The organism is Streptomyces sp. CRCS-T-1, assembly GCF_024442335.1.
Taxonomy (GTDB): Bacteria; Actinomycetota; Actinomycetes; order Streptomycetales; family Streptomycetaceae; genus Streptomyces; species Streptomyces koelreuteriae.
On the sequence record NZ_CP101651.1, the window covers coordinates 7,383,248 to 7,399,209 of the forward strand.

17 protein-coding genes are annotated in these 15,962 nt (G+C 72.5%); 7 read left to right on the plus strand and 10 right to left on the minus strand.

Annotated features, from left to right (window positions below; all coding sequences use genetic code 11):
• Positions 1-177 precede the first annotated feature (177 nt).
• A complete protein-coding gene (locus NNW99_RS33520) occupies positions 178-846 on the plus strand; it encodes a transcriptional regulator (protein ID WP_215122894.1) in 669 nt (222 codons plus the stop codon).
• Here NNW99_RS33520 and NNW99_RS33525 read toward each other — a convergent pair.
• The 5 genes from NNW99_RS33525 to NNW99_RS33545 all read right to left on the minus strand — a co-directional run bounded on the left by NNW99_RS33525 (position 843) and on the right by NNW99_RS33545 (position 5,607).
• A complete protein-coding gene (locus tag NNW99_RS33525; protein ID WP_215122895.1) occupies positions 843-1,079 on the minus strand; it encodes a DUF6213 family protein in 237 nt (78 codons plus the stop codon). The two genes, NNW99_RS33520 and NNW99_RS33525, sit on opposite strands and share 4 nt — an antisense overlap.
• Before the next feature lie 25 nt (positions 1,080-1,104).
• Complete coding sequence (locus tag NNW99_RS33530; RefSeq protein ID WP_215122896.1) at positions 1,105-2,490, minus strand: NADP-dependent succinic semialdehyde dehydrogenase; 1,386 nt, start codon at positions 2,488-2,490, stop codon at positions 1,105-1,107.
• A 76-nt stretch (positions 2,491-2,566) separates the two neighbouring features.
• Entirely contained in the window at positions 2,567-3,025 is a 459-nt protein-coding gene (locus NNW99_RS33535; protein ID WP_215122897.1) for an NUDIX domain-containing protein, read from the minus strand.
• Positions 3,022-4,560, minus strand: coding sequence for an ATP-dependent DNA ligase (locus tag NNW99_RS33540; protein WP_215122898.1), 1,539 nt, complete (start codon positions 4,558-4,560; stop codon positions 3,022-3,024). Before NNW99_RS33540 ends, NNW99_RS33535 begins: the two co-directional genes overlap by 4 nt.
• A gap of 69 nt (positions 4,561-4,629) precedes the next feature.
• Positions 4,630-5,607, minus strand: coding sequence for an NAD(P)/FAD-dependent oxidoreductase (locus NNW99_RS33545; RefSeq protein WP_215122899.1), 978 nt, complete (start codon positions 5,605-5,607; stop codon positions 4,630-4,632).
• Positions 5,608-5,684: 77 nt separating this feature from the next.
• Between NNW99_RS33545 and NNW99_RS33550 the strand changes: the two genes are divergently transcribed.
• The 6 genes from NNW99_RS33550 (at position 5,685) to NNW99_RS33575 (ending at position 10,923) form a co-directional block, all read left to right on the plus strand.
• Positions 5,685-6,257 (plus strand): helix-turn-helix domain-containing protein, encoded by a 573-nt coding sequence (locus NNW99_RS33550; protein WP_215122900.1) that lies wholly within the window; start codon positions 5,685-5,687, stop codon positions 6,255-6,257.
• A 95-nt stretch (positions 6,258-6,352) separates the two neighbouring features.
• Positions 6,353-7,321 carry an NADPH:quinone oxidoreductase family protein gene (locus NNW99_RS33555; protein WP_189724369.1) on the plus strand — a complete coding sequence of 323 codons (969 nt, stop codon included), beginning with the start codon at positions 6,353-6,355 and terminating at the stop codon, positions 7,319-7,321.
• On the plus strand, positions 7,318-8,499 hold the full coding sequence (locus tag NNW99_RS33560; protein WP_215122901.1) for an acyl-CoA dehydrogenase family protein: 1,182 nt from the start codon (positions 7,318-7,320) through the stop codon (positions 8,497-8,499). The genes NNW99_RS33555 and NNW99_RS33560 overlap by 4 nt, the downstream gene beginning before the upstream one ends.
• Complete coding sequence (locus NNW99_RS33565) at positions 8,496-9,569, plus strand: acyl-CoA dehydrogenase family protein (RefSeq protein WP_215122902.1); 1,074 nt, start codon at positions 8,496-8,498, stop codon at positions 9,567-9,569. The genes NNW99_RS33560 and NNW99_RS33565 overlap by 4 nt, the downstream gene beginning before the upstream one ends.
• 184 nt (positions 9,570-9,753) lie before the next feature.
• Positions 9,754-10,617, plus strand: a complete 864-nt coding sequence (locus NNW99_RS33570) for a phosphatidylinositol-specific phospholipase C/glycerophosphodiester phosphodiesterase family protein (protein ID WP_215122903.1) — start codon at positions 9,754-9,756, stop codon at positions 10,615-10,617.
• Positions 10,618-10,728: 111 nt separating this feature from the next.
• Positions 10,729-10,923 (plus strand): hypothetical protein, encoded by a 195-nt coding sequence (locus tag NNW99_RS33575; protein ID WP_189724366.1) that lies wholly within the window; start codon positions 10,729-10,731, stop codon positions 10,921-10,923.
• Between the two features lie 59 nt (positions 10,924-10,982).
• Here the strand turns inward: NNW99_RS33575 and NNW99_RS33580 are convergent, their stop codons facing one another.
• The 5 genes from NNW99_RS33580 to NNW99_RS33600 form a co-directional block, all read right to left on the minus strand.
• The gene (locus NNW99_RS33580; RefSeq protein WP_215122904.1) at positions 10,983-12,218 is read right to left on the minus strand and encodes a phosphodiester glycosidase family protein; all 1,236 of its coding nucleotides are present in this window, start codon (positions 12,216-12,218) and stop codon (positions 10,983-10,985) included.
• A gap of 120 nt (positions 12,219-12,338) precedes the next feature.
• Complete coding sequence (locus NNW99_RS33585) at positions 12,339-13,508, minus strand: NUDIX domain-containing protein (RefSeq protein ID WP_370869176.1); 1,170 nt, start codon at positions 13,506-13,508, stop codon at positions 12,339-12,341.
• 6 nt (positions 13,509-13,514) lie between these two features.
• A complete protein-coding gene (locus tag NNW99_RS33590) occupies positions 13,515-13,910 on the minus strand; it encodes a luciferase family protein (protein ID WP_215122906.1) in 396 nt (131 codons plus the stop codon).
• Between the two features lie 91 nt (positions 13,911-14,001).
• Positions 14,002-14,604 (minus strand): N-acetylmuramoyl-L-alanine amidase, encoded by a 603-nt coding sequence (locus NNW99_RS33595; protein WP_215122907.1) that lies wholly within the window; start codon positions 14,602-14,604, stop codon positions 14,002-14,004.
• A 142-nt stretch (positions 14,605-14,746) separates the two neighbouring features.
• Complete coding sequence (locus NNW99_RS33600; protein ID WP_215122908.1) at positions 14,747-15,955, minus strand: ROK family transcriptional regulator; 1,209 nt, start codon at positions 15,953-15,955, stop codon at positions 14,747-14,749.
• Between the last annotated feature and the right edge of the window lie 7 nt (positions 15,956-15,962).

Genomic DNA, 15,962 nt, shown 5'->3' on the forward strand with positions numbered 1-15,962 from the left:
GCTTTCGCCTCCCGGGAGGCCTTTCGCCTCCCGGTCAGAAGGTGGTTCACCTCAGAGGGTGGTCCCTCCACGATCACCCGGTGGGACGCCGACTTCGCGTCGGACTGCTCCATTTCGGGGACCCCGTGCCAGGCTCGGGGCAGACCTGTCCACGGACACGCACCGACGGAGGACGCGATGACGCGCACGGCCCGGGACCTGCTGCGGACGACCACCACCCGACTCGCCCCAGACCCGCGGTCCAACCCCTTGGTCCCCCGGATCGCCCAGGGCACGGCACCCCGCAGCGCCCTCGCCGCCCTCGCCCTGGAACAGTCCTGGGTGATCCCCGCGGACCGCCGCGCGTTCCTCCATCTGGCCGAGCGTTCCCTCGTCACCGCCCCCGAGGCCGCGGCCTTCTTCCGGAGCCTCGCGGAGGGCGAGGCGCTGGCGGAGGAACTGCTGCCCTCGCTCGCACAGGCGTGCGGTGTGGACGAGACGGCGGCGGCGTCGTACGAACCCCTCGCCGGCTGTCAGGCCTACCCCGCGTACGTCGCCTGGCTCTCCCTCAACGGCTCACCGGCGGACGTCGTCCTGGCTCTGACCGCCAACTTCTCGGCGTGGGGCGGCTATTGCGCGACGATCGCGAAAGCCCTACGGGCTCACCACGGCTTCACGGACGAGGCCTGCGCATTCTTCGACTTCTTCGCGGACCCGTCACCCGAGCTGGACGAGAAGGCCGTGACGGCGGTACAGGCGGGTCTGGACACCGGGCAACTGAACGAGTCCCTGGCACACGGATACGGCCGCCTGCTCCAGCTTTACGAGGCGATGTTCTGGTCCACGCTGGGTCATCTGCCCTCTTAGGTCGCGCCCCCACTGCTGTGCGCGATACAAGCCACATCAATCCGATCGGCCAGCTTCGCAAGCTCGATCGTCAACGCCGCGACCGTGTCCTCATCCAGCCCCGACTCCCCGGCCTCCACCAACCGCACCCACCGCCCCCCCAACGTCCGCAACAGCTTGCTGACATCCGCCGCAGCCACCTGCAAGGTCCCGTGGTCGTCGACGATCAACGGCAGAGTCACTTCGCGGTTCACAGACGGGATCGTAGCCCCGCAACACTCACGCACCATGCCAAACAGTCGTGATGTTGCAGAACTCCCGGATTCCGTGCCCGGACAGCTCACGGCCGTACCCGGACCGCTTCACCCCGCCGAAGGGGAACCCCGGATGGGAGGCCGTCATGCCGTTGAAGAACACGCCGCCCGCCTCCAGATCCCGTACGAACCGGTCCACCTCGGCCTCGTCCCGCGTCCACACGTTCGAACTCAGCCCGAAGGGTGAGTCGTTCGCGATCAGCACGGCCTCGTCGAGGTCGGCCGCCCGGTACAGCGTGGCGACGGGGCCGAACGCCTCCTCCCGGTGGATGCGCATCTCGCGGGTGATGCCGGCGAGGATCGTCGGCGCGTAGTACCAGCCGGGCCCCTCGGGCCGTTCGCCACCGCACAGCACCTGCGCGCCGACGCGCACCGCGTCGTCGACCAGTTCCTCCACATCGCGCAGCCCCTGCTCGCTGGAGAGCGGGCCGACGTCGGTGTCCTCGGCCGTGGGGTCGCCGACGTTCAGCGCCCGCATGCCCTCGGCGAAACGCTCGGCGAAGGCGTCGTAGACATCCGTGTGCACGATGAACCGCTTCGCGGCGATACAGGACTGCCCGGTGTTCTGCACCCGCGCGGTCACCGCGACCTTCGCCGCCCGGTCGATGTCGGCGGAGGGCATGACGACGAACGGGTCGCTGCCGCCCAGCTCCAGCACGGTCTTTTTGATCATCTCGCCTGCGGTGGAGGCGACCGCGCGGCCCGCCGGTTCGCTGCCGGTGAGGGTGGCCGCCCTGACCCGCTCGTCGCGCAGGATCTCGTCGACCGCGCCGGAGCCGATCAGCAGGGTCTGGAAAGCGCCCTCGGTGAAGCCGGCCCGGTGGAACAGATCCTCCAGGTAGAGGGCGGTCTGCGGGACGTTCGAGGCGTGCTTGAGCAGGCCCACGTTGCCCGCCATCAGCGCGGGCGCGGCGAAGCGGATCACCTGCCACAGCGGGAAGTTCCACGGCATCACCGCCAGCACCGGACCCAGTGGCCGGTAGCGCACGCGGACGCGTGAGGCGCCCGAGTCCTTCACATCGGTGGCGGCGGGTTCCTCGTCGGCGAGCAGTTCCTCGGCGTGCTCGGCGTACCAGCGCATCGCCTTGGCGCACTTCGCGGCCTCGGCCCGGGCCTGCTTGATCGGCTTGCCCATCTCGGTGGTCATCACCCGGGCGATGTCGTCCTGATCCTCTTCGAGGAGGTCGGCGGCCTTGTTCAGCAGCCGGGCGCGCTCGTCGAACGTCGTCGTCCGGTACGTGCGGAAGGTGGCCTCGGCGAGCTGGAGCCGGCGCTCGATCTCCTCCTCGCCCATGGCCTCGTACGTCTTGAGCGTCTCGCCGTTCGCCGGGTTCACCGTTGCGATGGGCATGGCTGACCTCCCTCGGTGCGGGCTGTGTCTCGACCTTCCCGCGCGGCGGAGGGGACCGCAACGCGGGAGCGTCTGCTCAGGGCGAGTGCTCAGCCAGGCGGTCGAGAAACGCCGTCTGCGCCTTGACGATCACCTCGCGGGCCCGGTCGAGGGCGAACCACGCCACCCGGTCCAGCTCGGGGAACTCCTGGAGCCGTCCCGACTTCGGCGGCCACTCCATCCGGAAGGTGCCGGGCGTGATCGTCGCCGGGTCGAGGTCCGCCTCGATCGCCCACACCGTGACGATCTTGCCGCCCGTCTGCCGGACCTCGCCGAGGGCGATGGCCTCGCCGTCGGGCGGCGGCAGCCCCAGTTCCTCCTGGAACTCGCGGCGGGCGGCCGCCCAGGCGGGTTCGTCGGGCTCGTACTCGCCCTTGGGGACGGTCCACGCCCCCGCGTCGCGCCGGGCGAAGAACGGGCCGCCCATATGGCCGAGCAGCACCTCCGGGCCGTTGCCGGTGGGGCGGAAGAGCAGCAGGCCCGCGCTGCGCTTCACGGACGCACCCGCGGATGCGCGGCCAGCAGGGTCTCCACCGTGTCGGCGTCCTGCGGGCGCTTGTCCTCCCGGTAGCGGATCACGCGGGCGAAGCGGAGGGTGACGCCCGCCGGGTAGCGAGTGGAGCGTTGCAGACCGTCGTAGGCGATCTCGACGACGAGTTCCGGGCGTACGGTCACGACGTGGCCGTCGTCCTCGACGGCGAGCCGCCGGAGCCGTTCGGTCTGCCAGGTCAGCAGGGCGTCGGTCATGCCCTTGAAGGTCTTGCCGAGCATGGCGAGGCCGCCGTCGGCGGTGCGGGCGCCGAGGTGCAGGTTGGAGAGCTTGCCGGTGCGGCGGCCGTGGCCCCACTCGGCGGCCAGCACCACCAGATCGAGCGTGTGGACCGGTTTGACCTTCAGCCAGGACGCGCCGCGCCGGCCCGCGCTGTAGGCGGCGTCCAGCGCCTTGACGACGACGCCCTCGTGGCCGCGCTCCAGGGTCGCGGCGAGGAACTCCTCCGCCGTGCCCACGTCGTCCGGGCCGGACATCGTCGTGCGCCGCACCCGCATCGGCTCGGGGACCAACCGGGCCAGCTCCGCGTGCCGCTCGGCGCACGGCAGGTCGAGCAGGTCGTGGCCGTCGACGGACAGCGCGTCGAAGAAGACGGGGGAGACGGGGACCGCGCGGGCGGCCGTCGCCACGTCCGAGCGGGAGCCGACGCGACCGGCGGTCTCCTGGAACGAGCGGGGGCGCCCGCCCTCGTCGAGGGAGATCACCTCCCCGTCCAGGATGAACCTCTCGCCCCTCAACTCCAGTGCGGCGGCCGTCACTTCGGGCAGCCGGTCGGTGATGTCGTCGAGGGTGCGGGTGTAGAGCCGGACCGTGCCGCCGTCCCGGTGCACCTGGACGCGGATGCCGTCCAGTTTCTCCTCGACCGCGCAGGCGCCGAGCTTGTCCAGCGCCTCGGCGACCGAGGAGGCGCTGTGCGCCAGCATCGGCCAGACCGGGCGGCCGACCGTGAGGCGGAAGCGGTCCAGGGCGGCGGGGCCGTCCGAGAGCAGCGCCTCGGCCACCGCCTGGAGCGAGCCCGCGAGCATCACCGCCCGCCGTACGTCCGCCGGGGGCGCCCCGGTCGCCTGGGCCAGTCCCTCGACCGCGACGGCGTCCAGCGCGCCCTGCCGCACCTCGCCGGTGAGCAGCCCGAGCAGGAACCGCTGCTCGTCCTCGGTGGCCGCGCCCATCAACTCCCCGACCAGCCGGGCCCGTTCCGTCTGGGAGCCGGGACCCGACACCTTGCTCAGCTCCGCCAGCCGGGCGTCCACCTCCCGCACGGTCAGGCCCGGCTCGGCCGCCGGGGCGACCGGGCGGCTCAGCACCTTCCAGCCGACGCCGATCCGGCCCTGCGGCAGCCGTCCCGCGAGGTAGGGGATGACGATCGGCACGTCGTCCGCCTCCGCGTCCCGGAACAGCTCCGCGAGCAGCGCCGTCTTCCGGGACCGCGCCGAGGTGGCGGCGACCTCCTGGGACACTCGGGCCAGCCGGTGCAGCAGCATGCAGCCATGGTGCACCGGAGGCGGTGCCTCTACACCCGGGCGGACTGCGGAGGCCGGTCATCGGAGCATCTACCGCTGGGCAGCCGCGTCGAGGTCCTCCATCAGCAGATCCCCGACGATCGCGGACGCCGCCCGGTATCCGCCGCTCGCCGCGTGCACGACCTGCTCGGCGAAGCCGATCGCGTTGCCCGCGGCCCACACGCCCGGCACGGTCGTCAGACCGGTGGGGTCGATGACCGGGTACGCGCCGAAGGGCGTCTCCTGCAGCTCGGCGCCGAGCTCTTCCAGCAGGCCGGTCTGCGGGACGGCGTGCGGGGCCACGAACAGCGCGGAGCGGGCGTGCGTCGAGCCGTCGGCGAGCCGGACGCCGGTGAGCCGGTCGTCCTCGACCACCAGCCCCGCGACCTCGCCCGGCACCACATCGACCCCGGCCGCGGCGAGCCGGCGCAGATCCTCGTCGGACAGCTCCTCCTCGGCGACCGTGTGCAGGAAGAACCGCACGTCCTTCGACCACTGGGACACCATCAGCGCCTGGTGCACGCTCTTGGCGGACGTCCCGAGCACGCCGAACGGCTGGTCGCGCACCTCCCAGCCGTGGCAGAACGGGCAGTGCAGCACGTCCCGGCCGAACCGCTCGGCCAGCCCGGGGATCGCCGGAAGCTCGTCCTTCAGCCCGGTCGCGACGACCAGCCGCCGGGCCCGTACGGTCCGGCCGCCGGCCAGTACGACGGTGAAGTCCTCGCCCCGCCCTACTGCGGCGTCCTCGCCCCGCTCCACCTCCACCACCCGGCCTCGCACGAGCTCCACGCCGTAGCGGGCGATCTCCTCCCGGCCGATGGCGAGGAACTCGGCGGGCTGCATGCCGTCCCGTGTCAGGAAGCCCTGCATGTGCGCGGCGGGCGCGTTGCGCGGCTCGCCGGCGTCGACGACCAGCGTGCGCTGCCGGGCCCGGCCCAGCACCAGCGCCGCCGACAGGCCCGCGGCACCGCCGCCGACGATCACGACGTCGTACGTCTCGTCGTACGTCTCGGTGTGCTTCTCGGTCATGTGACCACCTCCACTGCCGAGCGTCGCCCCGGTCTCGCGGTATTGACAAACATGTTTGCCGAATCTGCAATACGACCATGACCACGGACGAGGTACTCGCGGGTGTCGGCCCCCGGCTGCGGCAGATGCGCAAGGAGCGGGAAGTGACCCTGGCGGCGCTCTCCGAGACCACCGGCATCTCCGTCAGCACCCTGTCGCGACTGGAGTCCGGACTGCGTAAACCCAGTCTGGAACTGCTGCTGCCGATCGCGCGCGCTCACCAGGTGGCCCTGGACGAGCTGGTCGGTGCACCGCCGACGGGCGACCCGCGCGTGCGGGCGAAGCCGATCGTGATGGGCGGCCGCACCCACTGGCCGCTCACCCGCCAGCCCGGCGGCCTCCAGGCCTACAAGGTGCTGGAACCCCGGCGGAGCCTGGAGCCGGATCCGCGCACGCACGAGGGCTACGAGTGGCTGTACGTGCTGTCCGGGAAGCTGCGCCTCGTGCTGGGCGAGCACGACGTGGTGCTCACGGCGGGTGAGGCCGCCGAGTTCGACACACGCGTGCCGCACTGGTTCGGGTCGACGGGGGAGGGGCCCGTGGAGTTCCTCAGCCTGTTCGGACCGCAGGGGGAGCGGATGCACGTGCGGGCGCGGCCCAGGAAGTCGTGAGCCGATGACTGTTCCCTGATCGGCAAGCAACCGCTTAGTATGCGAACCGACCCCGGTCGTACGACGCAGTCGACGCAGTCCCGTGGAGGCCCCGCATGCAGGCATGGCAAGTGCACGAGAACGGCGAGCCCGGCGAGGTGTTGCGCCTGGCGGACGTGGCGCGGCCGGTCCCCGGCGACGGCCAGGTCCTGCTGAAGGTGCGCGCCGCGAACATCAACTTCCCGGACGCCCTGCTGTGCCGGGGCCAGTACCAGGTCAGGCCGCCGCTGCCCTTCACCCCCGGCGTGGAGATCTGCGGCGAGACCGAGGACGGCCGCCGCGTGATCGCCAACCCGGCGCTGCCCCACGGCGGCTTCGCCGAGTACGCCGTCGCCGATGCCGCCGCCCTGCTGCCCGCGCCGGACGCCCTGGACGACGCGGAGGCCGCGGCCCTGCACATCGGCTACCAGACCGGCTGGTTCGGACTGCACCGCCGGGCCGGTCTGGAGGCCGGCGAGACCCTGCTCGTCCACGCTGCCGCAGGAGGGGTCGGCAGCGCGGCCGTGCAGCTCGGGAAGGCCGCCGGCGCCACCGTCATCGGTGTCGTCGGCGGCCCCGGGAAAGCGGCCGTCGCCCGTGAGCTGGGTTGCGACGTCGTGATCGACCGGCGCGCCGAGGACGTCGTCGCCGCCGTCAAGGAGGCCACCGGCGGCCGGGGCGCCGACGTCGTCTACGACCCGGTCGGCGGCGAGGCCTACACCCAGTCCGCCAAGGTCGTCGCCTTCGAGGGGCGCATCATCGTCGTCGGCTTCGCCGGCGGCACGATCCCCAGCCCGGCCCTGAACCACGCCCTGGTGAAGAACTACTCGATCATGGGCCTGCACTGGGGCCTCTACAACACCAAGAACCCGAAGCTGGTCCAGCACTGCCACGAGCAGCTCACCGAGCTGGCCGCCCGGGGCGCGATCAAGCCGCTGGTGAGCGAGCGCGTCCCGCTCTCGGGAGCGGCCGCCGCCGTGCAGAAGGTCGCGGACGGCCTGACCACCGGACGGATCGCCGTCGTCATGGAGGAGGCAGCAGCATGACCAGCGCCGAGGAACTGCGCCGTCGTACCCGGGAGTTGCTGGCCGCCCATCCGCCCGCCTCGACCGACCGCCTGGACTTCCTCCGGGCCCGCTTCGACGCCGGACTCGCCTGGGTGCACTACCCGGAGGGCCTCGGCGGGCTCGACGCCCCGCGCTCGCAGCAGGCCGTCGTGGACGCCGAGCTGGAGGCGGCCGGCGCTCCCGACAACGACTCGCGCCGCAACGGCATTGGGCTCGGCATGGCCGCCCCGACGATCCTCAAGTACGGCACCGAGGAGCAGAAGCAGCGCTTTCTGCGGCCGCTGTGGATCGGCGAGGAGGTCTGGTGCCAGCTGTTCAGCGAGCCCGGCGCCGGCTCCGACCTCGCCGCCCTCGGCACCCGCGCGGTACGCGAGGGCGACGAGTGGGTGGTCAACGGGCAGAAGGTGTGGACGTCCGGCGCGCACAACTCCCGCTGGGCGATCCTCATCGCCCGCACCGACCCGGACGTGCCCAAGCACCGGGGCATCACGTACTTCGTCTGCGACATGACCGACCCGGGCGTCGAGGTGCGGCCGCTGCGGCAGGTCACCGGCGAGGCCGAGTTCAACGAGGTGTTCCTCACCGACGTCCGGATCCCCGACGCGCGCCGCCTCGGGGAGGTCGGCGACGGCTGGCGGGTCGCGCAGACCACGCTGAACAACGAACGCGTCGCCATCGGCGGCATGCGGCTGCCCCGCGAGGGCGGCATGATCGGACTCGTCTCCAAGACCTGGCGCGAGCGGCCCGAGCTGCGCACCCACGACCTGCACCAGCGGCTGCTGAAGCTCTGGGTGGAGGCCGAGGTCGCCCGGCTCACCAGCGAACGGCTGCGCCAGCAGCTCGTCGTGGGCCAGCCCGGCCCCGAAGGCGCTGGCATGAAGCTCGCCTTCGCCCGCCTCAACCAGGAGATCAGTGGCCTGGACGTGGAACTCCTCGGCGAGGAGGGCCTGTTGTACGACGACTGGACGATGCGCCGCCCGGAACTGGTCGACTTCACCGGCCGCGAGGCCGGCTACCGCTATCTGCGCTCCAAGGGCAACAGCATCGAGGGCGGGACCACCGAGGTCCTGCTGAACATCGTCGCCGAACGCGTCCTCGGCCTGCCCGCCGAACCGCGCACCGACAAGGACGTCGCCTGGAAGGACCTGGCCCGATGACGGATCTTCTCTACTCCGAGGAGGAAGAGGCGCTGCGGGCCGCCGTACGGGACCTGCTCGCCGACCACTGCGACGCGCCCGGCGTGATCGCCCGCACCGAGTCGGACACCCCGCACCACCGTGAGGCATGGAAGGCGCTCGCCGACGGCATGGGCCTCGCGGGGCTCCTCGTGCCCGAGGACAAGGGCGGCCAGGGCGCCACGCACCGCGAAGCCGCCGTCGTCCTGGAGGAACTGGGCCGCGCGGTCGCTCCCGTGGCCTACCTGACCAGCGCCGTCGTCGCCACCGAGGCCCTGCTCGCGTGCGACGCCGACGACCTGCTCGCCGACCTGGCGTCCGGGCGGCGGATCGGCGCCCTCGCCGTTGCGCTGAACGTCGCGCCGGGCACCGCCTACAAGGTGGTCCGGCACGAGGACGGCCCACTGCGCGGCGAGCTGACCGGCATCGCGGACGCGGCCGTCGCGGACGTCCTGCTCGTGCCCGCCGACGACGGCGGCCTGTACGCGGTCGACGCCACGGCCGCGACCGTCACGCCCCAGGTCTCCCTGGACCTGACCCGCCCGCTGGCGACCGTCACGCTCGACGGGGCACCGGCCCGGCTGCTGGGCGACGCCGAGCCCGCCGTACGCCGGGCCCTGACCGCCGGAGCCGGACTGCTCGCCTCCGAACAGTTCGGGCTCGCCGACTGGGCGCTGACGGAGACCGTCCGCTATCTGAAGGAACGCAAGCAGTTCAACCGGCCCGTCGGCGGTTTCCAGGCGCTCAAGCACCGGCTGGCCCAGCTCTGGCTGGAGGTCGTCAACCTCCGCGCGGCCGCCCGAAACGCCGCCGACGCGCTGGCCACGGGCGAGGACGTCGAGGTGGCCGTCACCGTCGCCCAGGCCTTCGCGGGACCCGTGGCCGTGCACGCCGCCGAGGAGGCACTGCAACTGCACGGCGGCATCGGCATGACATGGGAGCACCCGGCGCACCTGTACCTGAAGCGCGCCAAGGCCGACTCGATCGCCTACGGCACGGCGGGAGCCCACCGCGAGGCCCTGGCCGGACTCGTCGACCTCCAGGCCCCCTGACGTACACCTGGTCGACGCCCGGGGAAAGCCCGTCCCACCTGGGGCGGGCTTTTCCGTGCGCACCGCTCCGGTGAAGTGAACGCGGAGCGGCGGTCCGGCCAACTCCGTGCACGGGCCTGCCTCTTGAACCTGCCGGGACCCATACTCGCAGGGTTCCCGTCCGCCACTTCCAGGGAGGCAGAGCATGGCCCTCACCACCCGTCGCAGAGCCCTCACCACCCTCGGCGCCGCCCTCGTCGGCTCGGTCGCCCTCCCCGCCACCCAGGCCGTGGCCGGCGAACGACGGCACGGCTGCCGCCCGTTGTGGCGCGCCCACGCCCACAACGACTACGAGCATCCGCGCCCCCTCTTCGACGCCCTCGACCACCGCTTCGGCAGCGTCGAGGCCGACATCTACCTCGTGGGCGACCGGCTGCTCGTCGCCCACGACCCGGAGGACCTCGACCCCTCCCGCACCCTCGAGTCCCTCTACCTCGACCCGCTCGCCGCCCGCGTCCGCGCCAACAAGGGCCGCGTGTACCGGGGGCACCGCGGCTCGCTGCAACTCCTCGTCGACATCAAGACCGAGGGCTCGTCGACGTACCTCGAGCTCGACCGGCATCTGCGGCGCTACCGGCACCTGTTCACGACGTACGCCCACGGCCGTGTCCTCCCCGGGCCCGTCACCGCCGTGATCTCCGGCGACCGCGCGGCCCGCGCCCCCATGGAGGCCCAGCGCGTCCGGCGCGCCTTCTACGACGGCCGCCTCGCCGACCTCGGCAGCCAGTCGCCGGCCTCCTTCATCCCACTGATCAGCGACAACTGGACCCTCAACTTCACCTGGCAGGGCGTCGGCGCGTTCCCGGACGCCGAGCGGGAGAAGCTGCGGGGCATCGTCCGAGCCGCGCACGCGCGGGGGCAGAGGGTGCGGTTCTGGGCGACCCCGGATCTGGCCGGGCCCGCCCGTGACGCGGTGTGGGCCGAGCTGCTCGCCGCAGACGTCGACCACCTCAACACCGACGACCTCGCCGGACTGGAAGCCTTCCTGGACGCCCGCCGGGCGGCATAGGACTTCACACGTTCGGCGGACAGGTCAGCCACCCGGACGAACCCTCCGCTACGCCACACTTGCGGCCGAACGCCGTGAATCGGATAGGGCGGCGTGGCGGAGGAGTTGACGATGGCCATTTCCATCTCTGTGGTGCTGCTGCTTGTGATCCTTGCGGTGATCTTCCTGCGCAACGGCGGGCTGAAGGTCTCCCACGCGCTGGTCTGCCTGCTGCTCGGCTTCTACCTGGCCAGCACGAGCATCGCCCCCACCATCCACAGCGGCATCACGGCGACGGCGGAGATCGTCAGCAGCCTGAGGCCTTGAGGCCTTGAGGCCTTGAGGCCTTGAGGCCTTGAGTTCTTGGGTGGGGGCCTTGGGGGCCCTCAGCTCGAGAACACGCCGATGCCGTTCGGGACGGCGCGTTCGGCGCCGCCGCTGGGGTGGTTGCGTACGGACACGGCGCTCGCGCCGGACTTCCGGGCGACCAGCGTCGACGACCCGCCGCCGTCCAGGCTGAAGGCGTCCTGTGAGCCCAGCCGCCGCATCGTGTCGGCCACTTCGGCGATCGTCAGGCCGCTGCGGTACGTGGCGCCACCGTCCAGCGCGAGCAGCAGCATGCGCTGCCCGTCGTCGGCGAGCCCCACGGCCGTACGGACGGCCGACGCCGTGTCGTCCAGCCCCGGCAGCGGTCTGCCGCCCGAGAGGACCGGATAACCGCCGAGGGCGAGACGGTACGGGACGCCGCTCGTGGCCGCCACGAGGGCGTGCTCGACCTCGACCGCTTCCCCGGTGGAGAACTTCCGAAGCTGCTGGGCACCCTCCTCCCGGCCGACCAGCACGGTCGTCCCCTCGGTGATCGGGCCGCTGCCGGGGGAGTCGGCGGTCGAGACGACCTTGCCGTCGCGGACCGTCACCTCGTGAGTGTCCTTGCTGCACGGAGCCGCCCGGTCCGTGTCCGTGCCGCACGTGGCCCGCACCCGGGAGGCGCTGCCCCACGCGGAGGTGAACGCGCCGACGGAACCCACCGGCAGCGCGTACTGGTTGAGCCCGCCGAGCGGCAGCCGCGCGGAGGAGGTGCGGACCGAGCCGTCGAGAGCCAGCCGGTCCAGCCGGGCCCGCCGGTCGGTTCCGACCCCGAGCACGTCCTTCGTGGTCGTGCCGGGCGGCAGCGCGGGCCCGAAACGCTGGCCCTTCGGCACGGCCGCCTTGAGCGCCCGCCCGGCCGCGATCGCCGGGCCCACGCTCGCACCGGTCGCCTCGACGCCCGGGTGCTGCGTCTCGGTGATGTTGAAGAAGTCGCCGTTGACACCGGCGACGGCGCCCTGGGCGTCGGCCATCCGCGAGACCAGCGCGCGCGAGGCCACCGCCCCGGGGTACAGCAGGTCGACCTGAACCCGAGGGTTGCCCAGGTCGACCTTGAGCACATGCGCGTGGGTCACCCCCTTGGCCGCCTGGATGTCGAAGTGCTCATAGGTGACGCCCGGCGCGACCCGGACGCGCTTGTGGACGGCATCGGCCTCAGCCGCCTCCGCCACACCCGCACCGGCCAGTGCGCCGAACACCGTGAGAAACGCCAGAACCGCTCTGCCTGCTCCGCGCCGCTTGTGACGACCTGTCACCGTACCCCCTGATGCCTCGTCAGAAGTCCTCAGGGCAGTGGACCAGACGTCGGGGCACAGGAGTACGGCTGACCGCCGACCACGCGGAAAAAGTCGGAAAAACACACCCCTCCGGGTGCTTCAGCCGCCGTCCGCTCCGGTGGCGTACGGCGTGTAGTGCGCGGGCGTGTGGTCGATCGGCAGCCCGGGCCGCCACGCCGTGAGGGCCTGCGCGCTGCACACGAACAGCTGATCGGGCAGCCGGTCCAGGCCGAACCAGCGCCAGCGGCCCACGCTCTCGTCGGGCTGGTCCGCCGGCTCGCCCTGCCAGACGGTGACCCGGGCGGCCACGGTCACCCGGACGACACCGCCCGCGTCGTCGAGGAGCGACCCCAGCAGCCGGACGTCCTCCGGCCGCGCCCTGAGCCCCGTCTCCTCGCCCAGCTCGCGCACCACCGTCTCCCGCAACGACTCCCCGGGTTCCACCGTCCCGCCGGGCAGCTCCCACGTCCCGCGCCGGTGCCGGCCCAGGAGCAGCCCCCGGGGCCCGTACAGGATGGCGCCGACCCCGATCGCGGCATGAGCCGGCGGCGGCCGGTCGACGCGCGGCCGGGAGGAGACGCGGACGGGCCGGGTCACCTGGAACAGCCGGTAGGACGCGTGGTTGCCCGCCTCCGGCGTGTCGAGGACATCGACCCGCTCCACACGCAGCCCGTACTCGGTGAGCAACTCCTTCCAGAGGTCAGGGGCGAGGACCCACATGTGCACGGTGACGTCACCGCCGCCGGCCAGCCGCAGGATCTCGGGCCGGGCCGTGACCCGGTCCGACGGGCCGTCACCGCGCGAGTTGGTGTGCAGCACCGTGAAGCAGAGCCTGCCGCCAGGCCTGAGCGCCGAGGCGAGGGCGGGCAGCAGCCGGTGCGGGTCGAGATACGGCACGGCATGCAGGGCGTAGACGACGTCGTACGGCTCCGCCGTGCGCAGATGCTCCACCGCGTCGGCCAGGACCAGCCGCAGCCCGGGCAGCGAGCCGTACCGGGCACGGGCCCGCTCCAGTTGTCCGGCCGAGGCGTCGACCGCGTCCACCAGCGCGCCGTGGGCACGCACCAGATGGGCGGCGTGCCGGGCCGGACCGCATCCGAGGTCCAGTACCCGCCGGCCCGCGAGCTCGCCCAGCACCTCGGTCCCCGGCCCGGCGCCCTCGCAACCCCAGTCGAACCGCGCCACCTCGGGCAGCTCCGTGCCACGCCGCAGATGGTGGGCTCCGTACGCACGCCAGGCCTCGGCGTTGACCTCCTCCGACGGTGTCACCAAGGCTCAGCCGCCCGCGGCGGCGTCGCGCGGAAGCACCCTGACACGGTGGAAGTTGCATCCGGCGGGGCGCGCCTCGTCGGCGGCGGGCGGGGTCTGGTGGGCCTTGAGCGCGATGCTCACCAGGCCCAGCAGCAGATCGACGTCCGCTTCGCAGTCGAGGTGGACCGTCACCCAGGACGATCCGGGAACCAGGTGGATCGCGCTCGAACCGGCGAGGTCGTAGTGGATGCGCTGGATGGCCCGGCGGGTGAGGTGGAGGTCCACGTCCCGTGCCGAGTGGAAGTGGAGGATCTCGTCACGGACGGAACGGATCGCCCGTCCGGTACCGCAACTCGCCGGGCCCGGCATCAGGTCGGGCCAGGCCTGCAGGCGCTCCATGGCGCGCTGGGCCAGAGTCATGGCTCCATCGTTGCGCGCTTACCGTGTCGCAACCAGAGGTTGAGCGCTTTGTAACCGGGACGTGAGGTGGGGCGGGGGAGGCGGCTTTTCCTCAGGTGGCGTCTCTGATCAGTCTTATGTAGCGCTTCCAGTCCCAGTGGCCGCCCGGGTCGGTGTGGTCGCTGCCCGGTACCTCGTGGTGGCCGATGATGTGGTCCCGGTTCCGGGGGATGCCGTGCCGCGCGCAGATCGCCGCCGTGAGCCGGGCCGATTCCTCGTACGCGGCGTCCGTGAAGTAGTCGGGCTGGTCGACCCAGCCTTCGTGCTCGATGCCGATGCCGCGCTTGTTGTAGTCCCAGTTCCCCGCGTGCCACGCGATGTCGGCCTCGCGTACGCACTGCGCCACATGGCCGTCGGCCGAGCGCACCACGTAGTGGGCGGACACCTGCTTCCTCGGGTTCCGGAAGATGGACAGGGTGCCGGCGAAGGTCGTCTGCGCGACATGGATGATCACGCGGTCGACGGGATGGCCTCGGGGGCGGTTCGACGCCGTGTAGTTGGCTCCGGTCGCCGGGTGCCACTCGGCCCCGGGGTGGTCGGGGGCCTGGGGCCGGGCCGCGGCCCGTGTGCCCGGGAGAAGGACGTAAGGAACGGCGGTGAGGGCGGCGCCCACGAGGATGCCTCGCCTGTTGGGGAGCGGTGCTGCCTGGTCCATGACGGGATGCCTTTCGCTTCGACGGATCCTCACGTTACGGCGCCTGCCGGACCGTCAGAAGGGAGCGAGGTGTTTCGGTGGACTGACCGGCGAATGTGGATAACTCGCCCACTCTTGTGGGTGATGCGGGCTGTCCGAGGGTTCAGGCCCGCGCGGCGACGGCCGCCGGATCGTCCAGCACCGCCCGCACGACCGAGTGCGCGGCCCCCAGCAGCGGTCCCTGAGGGCCCAGCCGTGACACGGACACGGGACAGGCCGGACCCGCGGTGCGCCGCGCCAGCTCCTCCCGAAGCGAGGGCAGCAGCCAGGGCGCGAGACCGGACAGCTCCCCGCCCAGCACCACGCTCTCGGGATCGAGCAGATTGACCGCCCCGGTCAGGGCGACACCGAGCGCGGTGCCCGCGTCACGCAGGGCACGGCGTACGTCCTCGTCACCTTCGGCGGCGCGTCCAGCGAGCAGTCCCACCCGGTCCTCGTCCGGCTCCAGGCCCGCCGCACGCAGCACCGCCTCCTCACCGGCGTACTGCTCCAGGCAGCCGCGTCCGCCGCACGCGCAGGCCGGTCCGTCCGGCCGGACCGGAACATGTCCCAACTCACCCGCGAAACCGCGTGTTCCGCGCAGCAGCCCGCCGTCCACGACGACGGCCGCACCGATGCCGATCTCCGCCGACACATGCAGGAAGTCGCGCGGTGTGCCGTCCTGGAGCCAGAGTTCGGCGAGTGCCCCGAAGTTGGCCTCGTTGTCCACGGTCAGCGGCAGATCCGCCGGCAGCAGGGCGCCGAGGTCCGTGTCGTGCCAGTCGAGGTTCGGGGCGCGTACGACGGTCCGGGCGTCCCGGGCCACCAGTCCCGGTACGGCCACGGCGAGCCCGGCGGGCCACAGGCCCTCGCCCTCCGCCTCGGCGACGACCCGGCCGATCAGCTCGGTGAGTTCGGCTGTGACGGGCCCGGGAGAACGGCCGCGGTTCGCGCCCTGCCGTATCGCCCGCGCCCGGGTCGTGCCACGCAGGTCGACGGCACAGACCGCGAGATGGTCGACGCCGATCTCCGCGCCGATCCCGGCCGGCCCGCGTCCGCTGACGGCGAGCGCGGAGCCGGGGCGGCCCACCCGGCCGGGCCGCTCGGGCCCCAGTTCCTCGATCAGCCCCGAGCGGACGAGTTCGTCGACGAGCGTCGAAACCGCTGCCCGGGTCAGCCCGATCCGCGAGGCGACGGCGGCCCGGGACAGCGGCCCCTCGGCGCGGACGGTGTGCAGGACCCGGGCGAGATTGCGGCGGCGCATGCCCTGCTGGGTGTCGGGCAGCCCGCGTCCCGGCCCGGCGGGGTGAGCCTCGTGCGGCGGTGCGGTCATGCCTGAC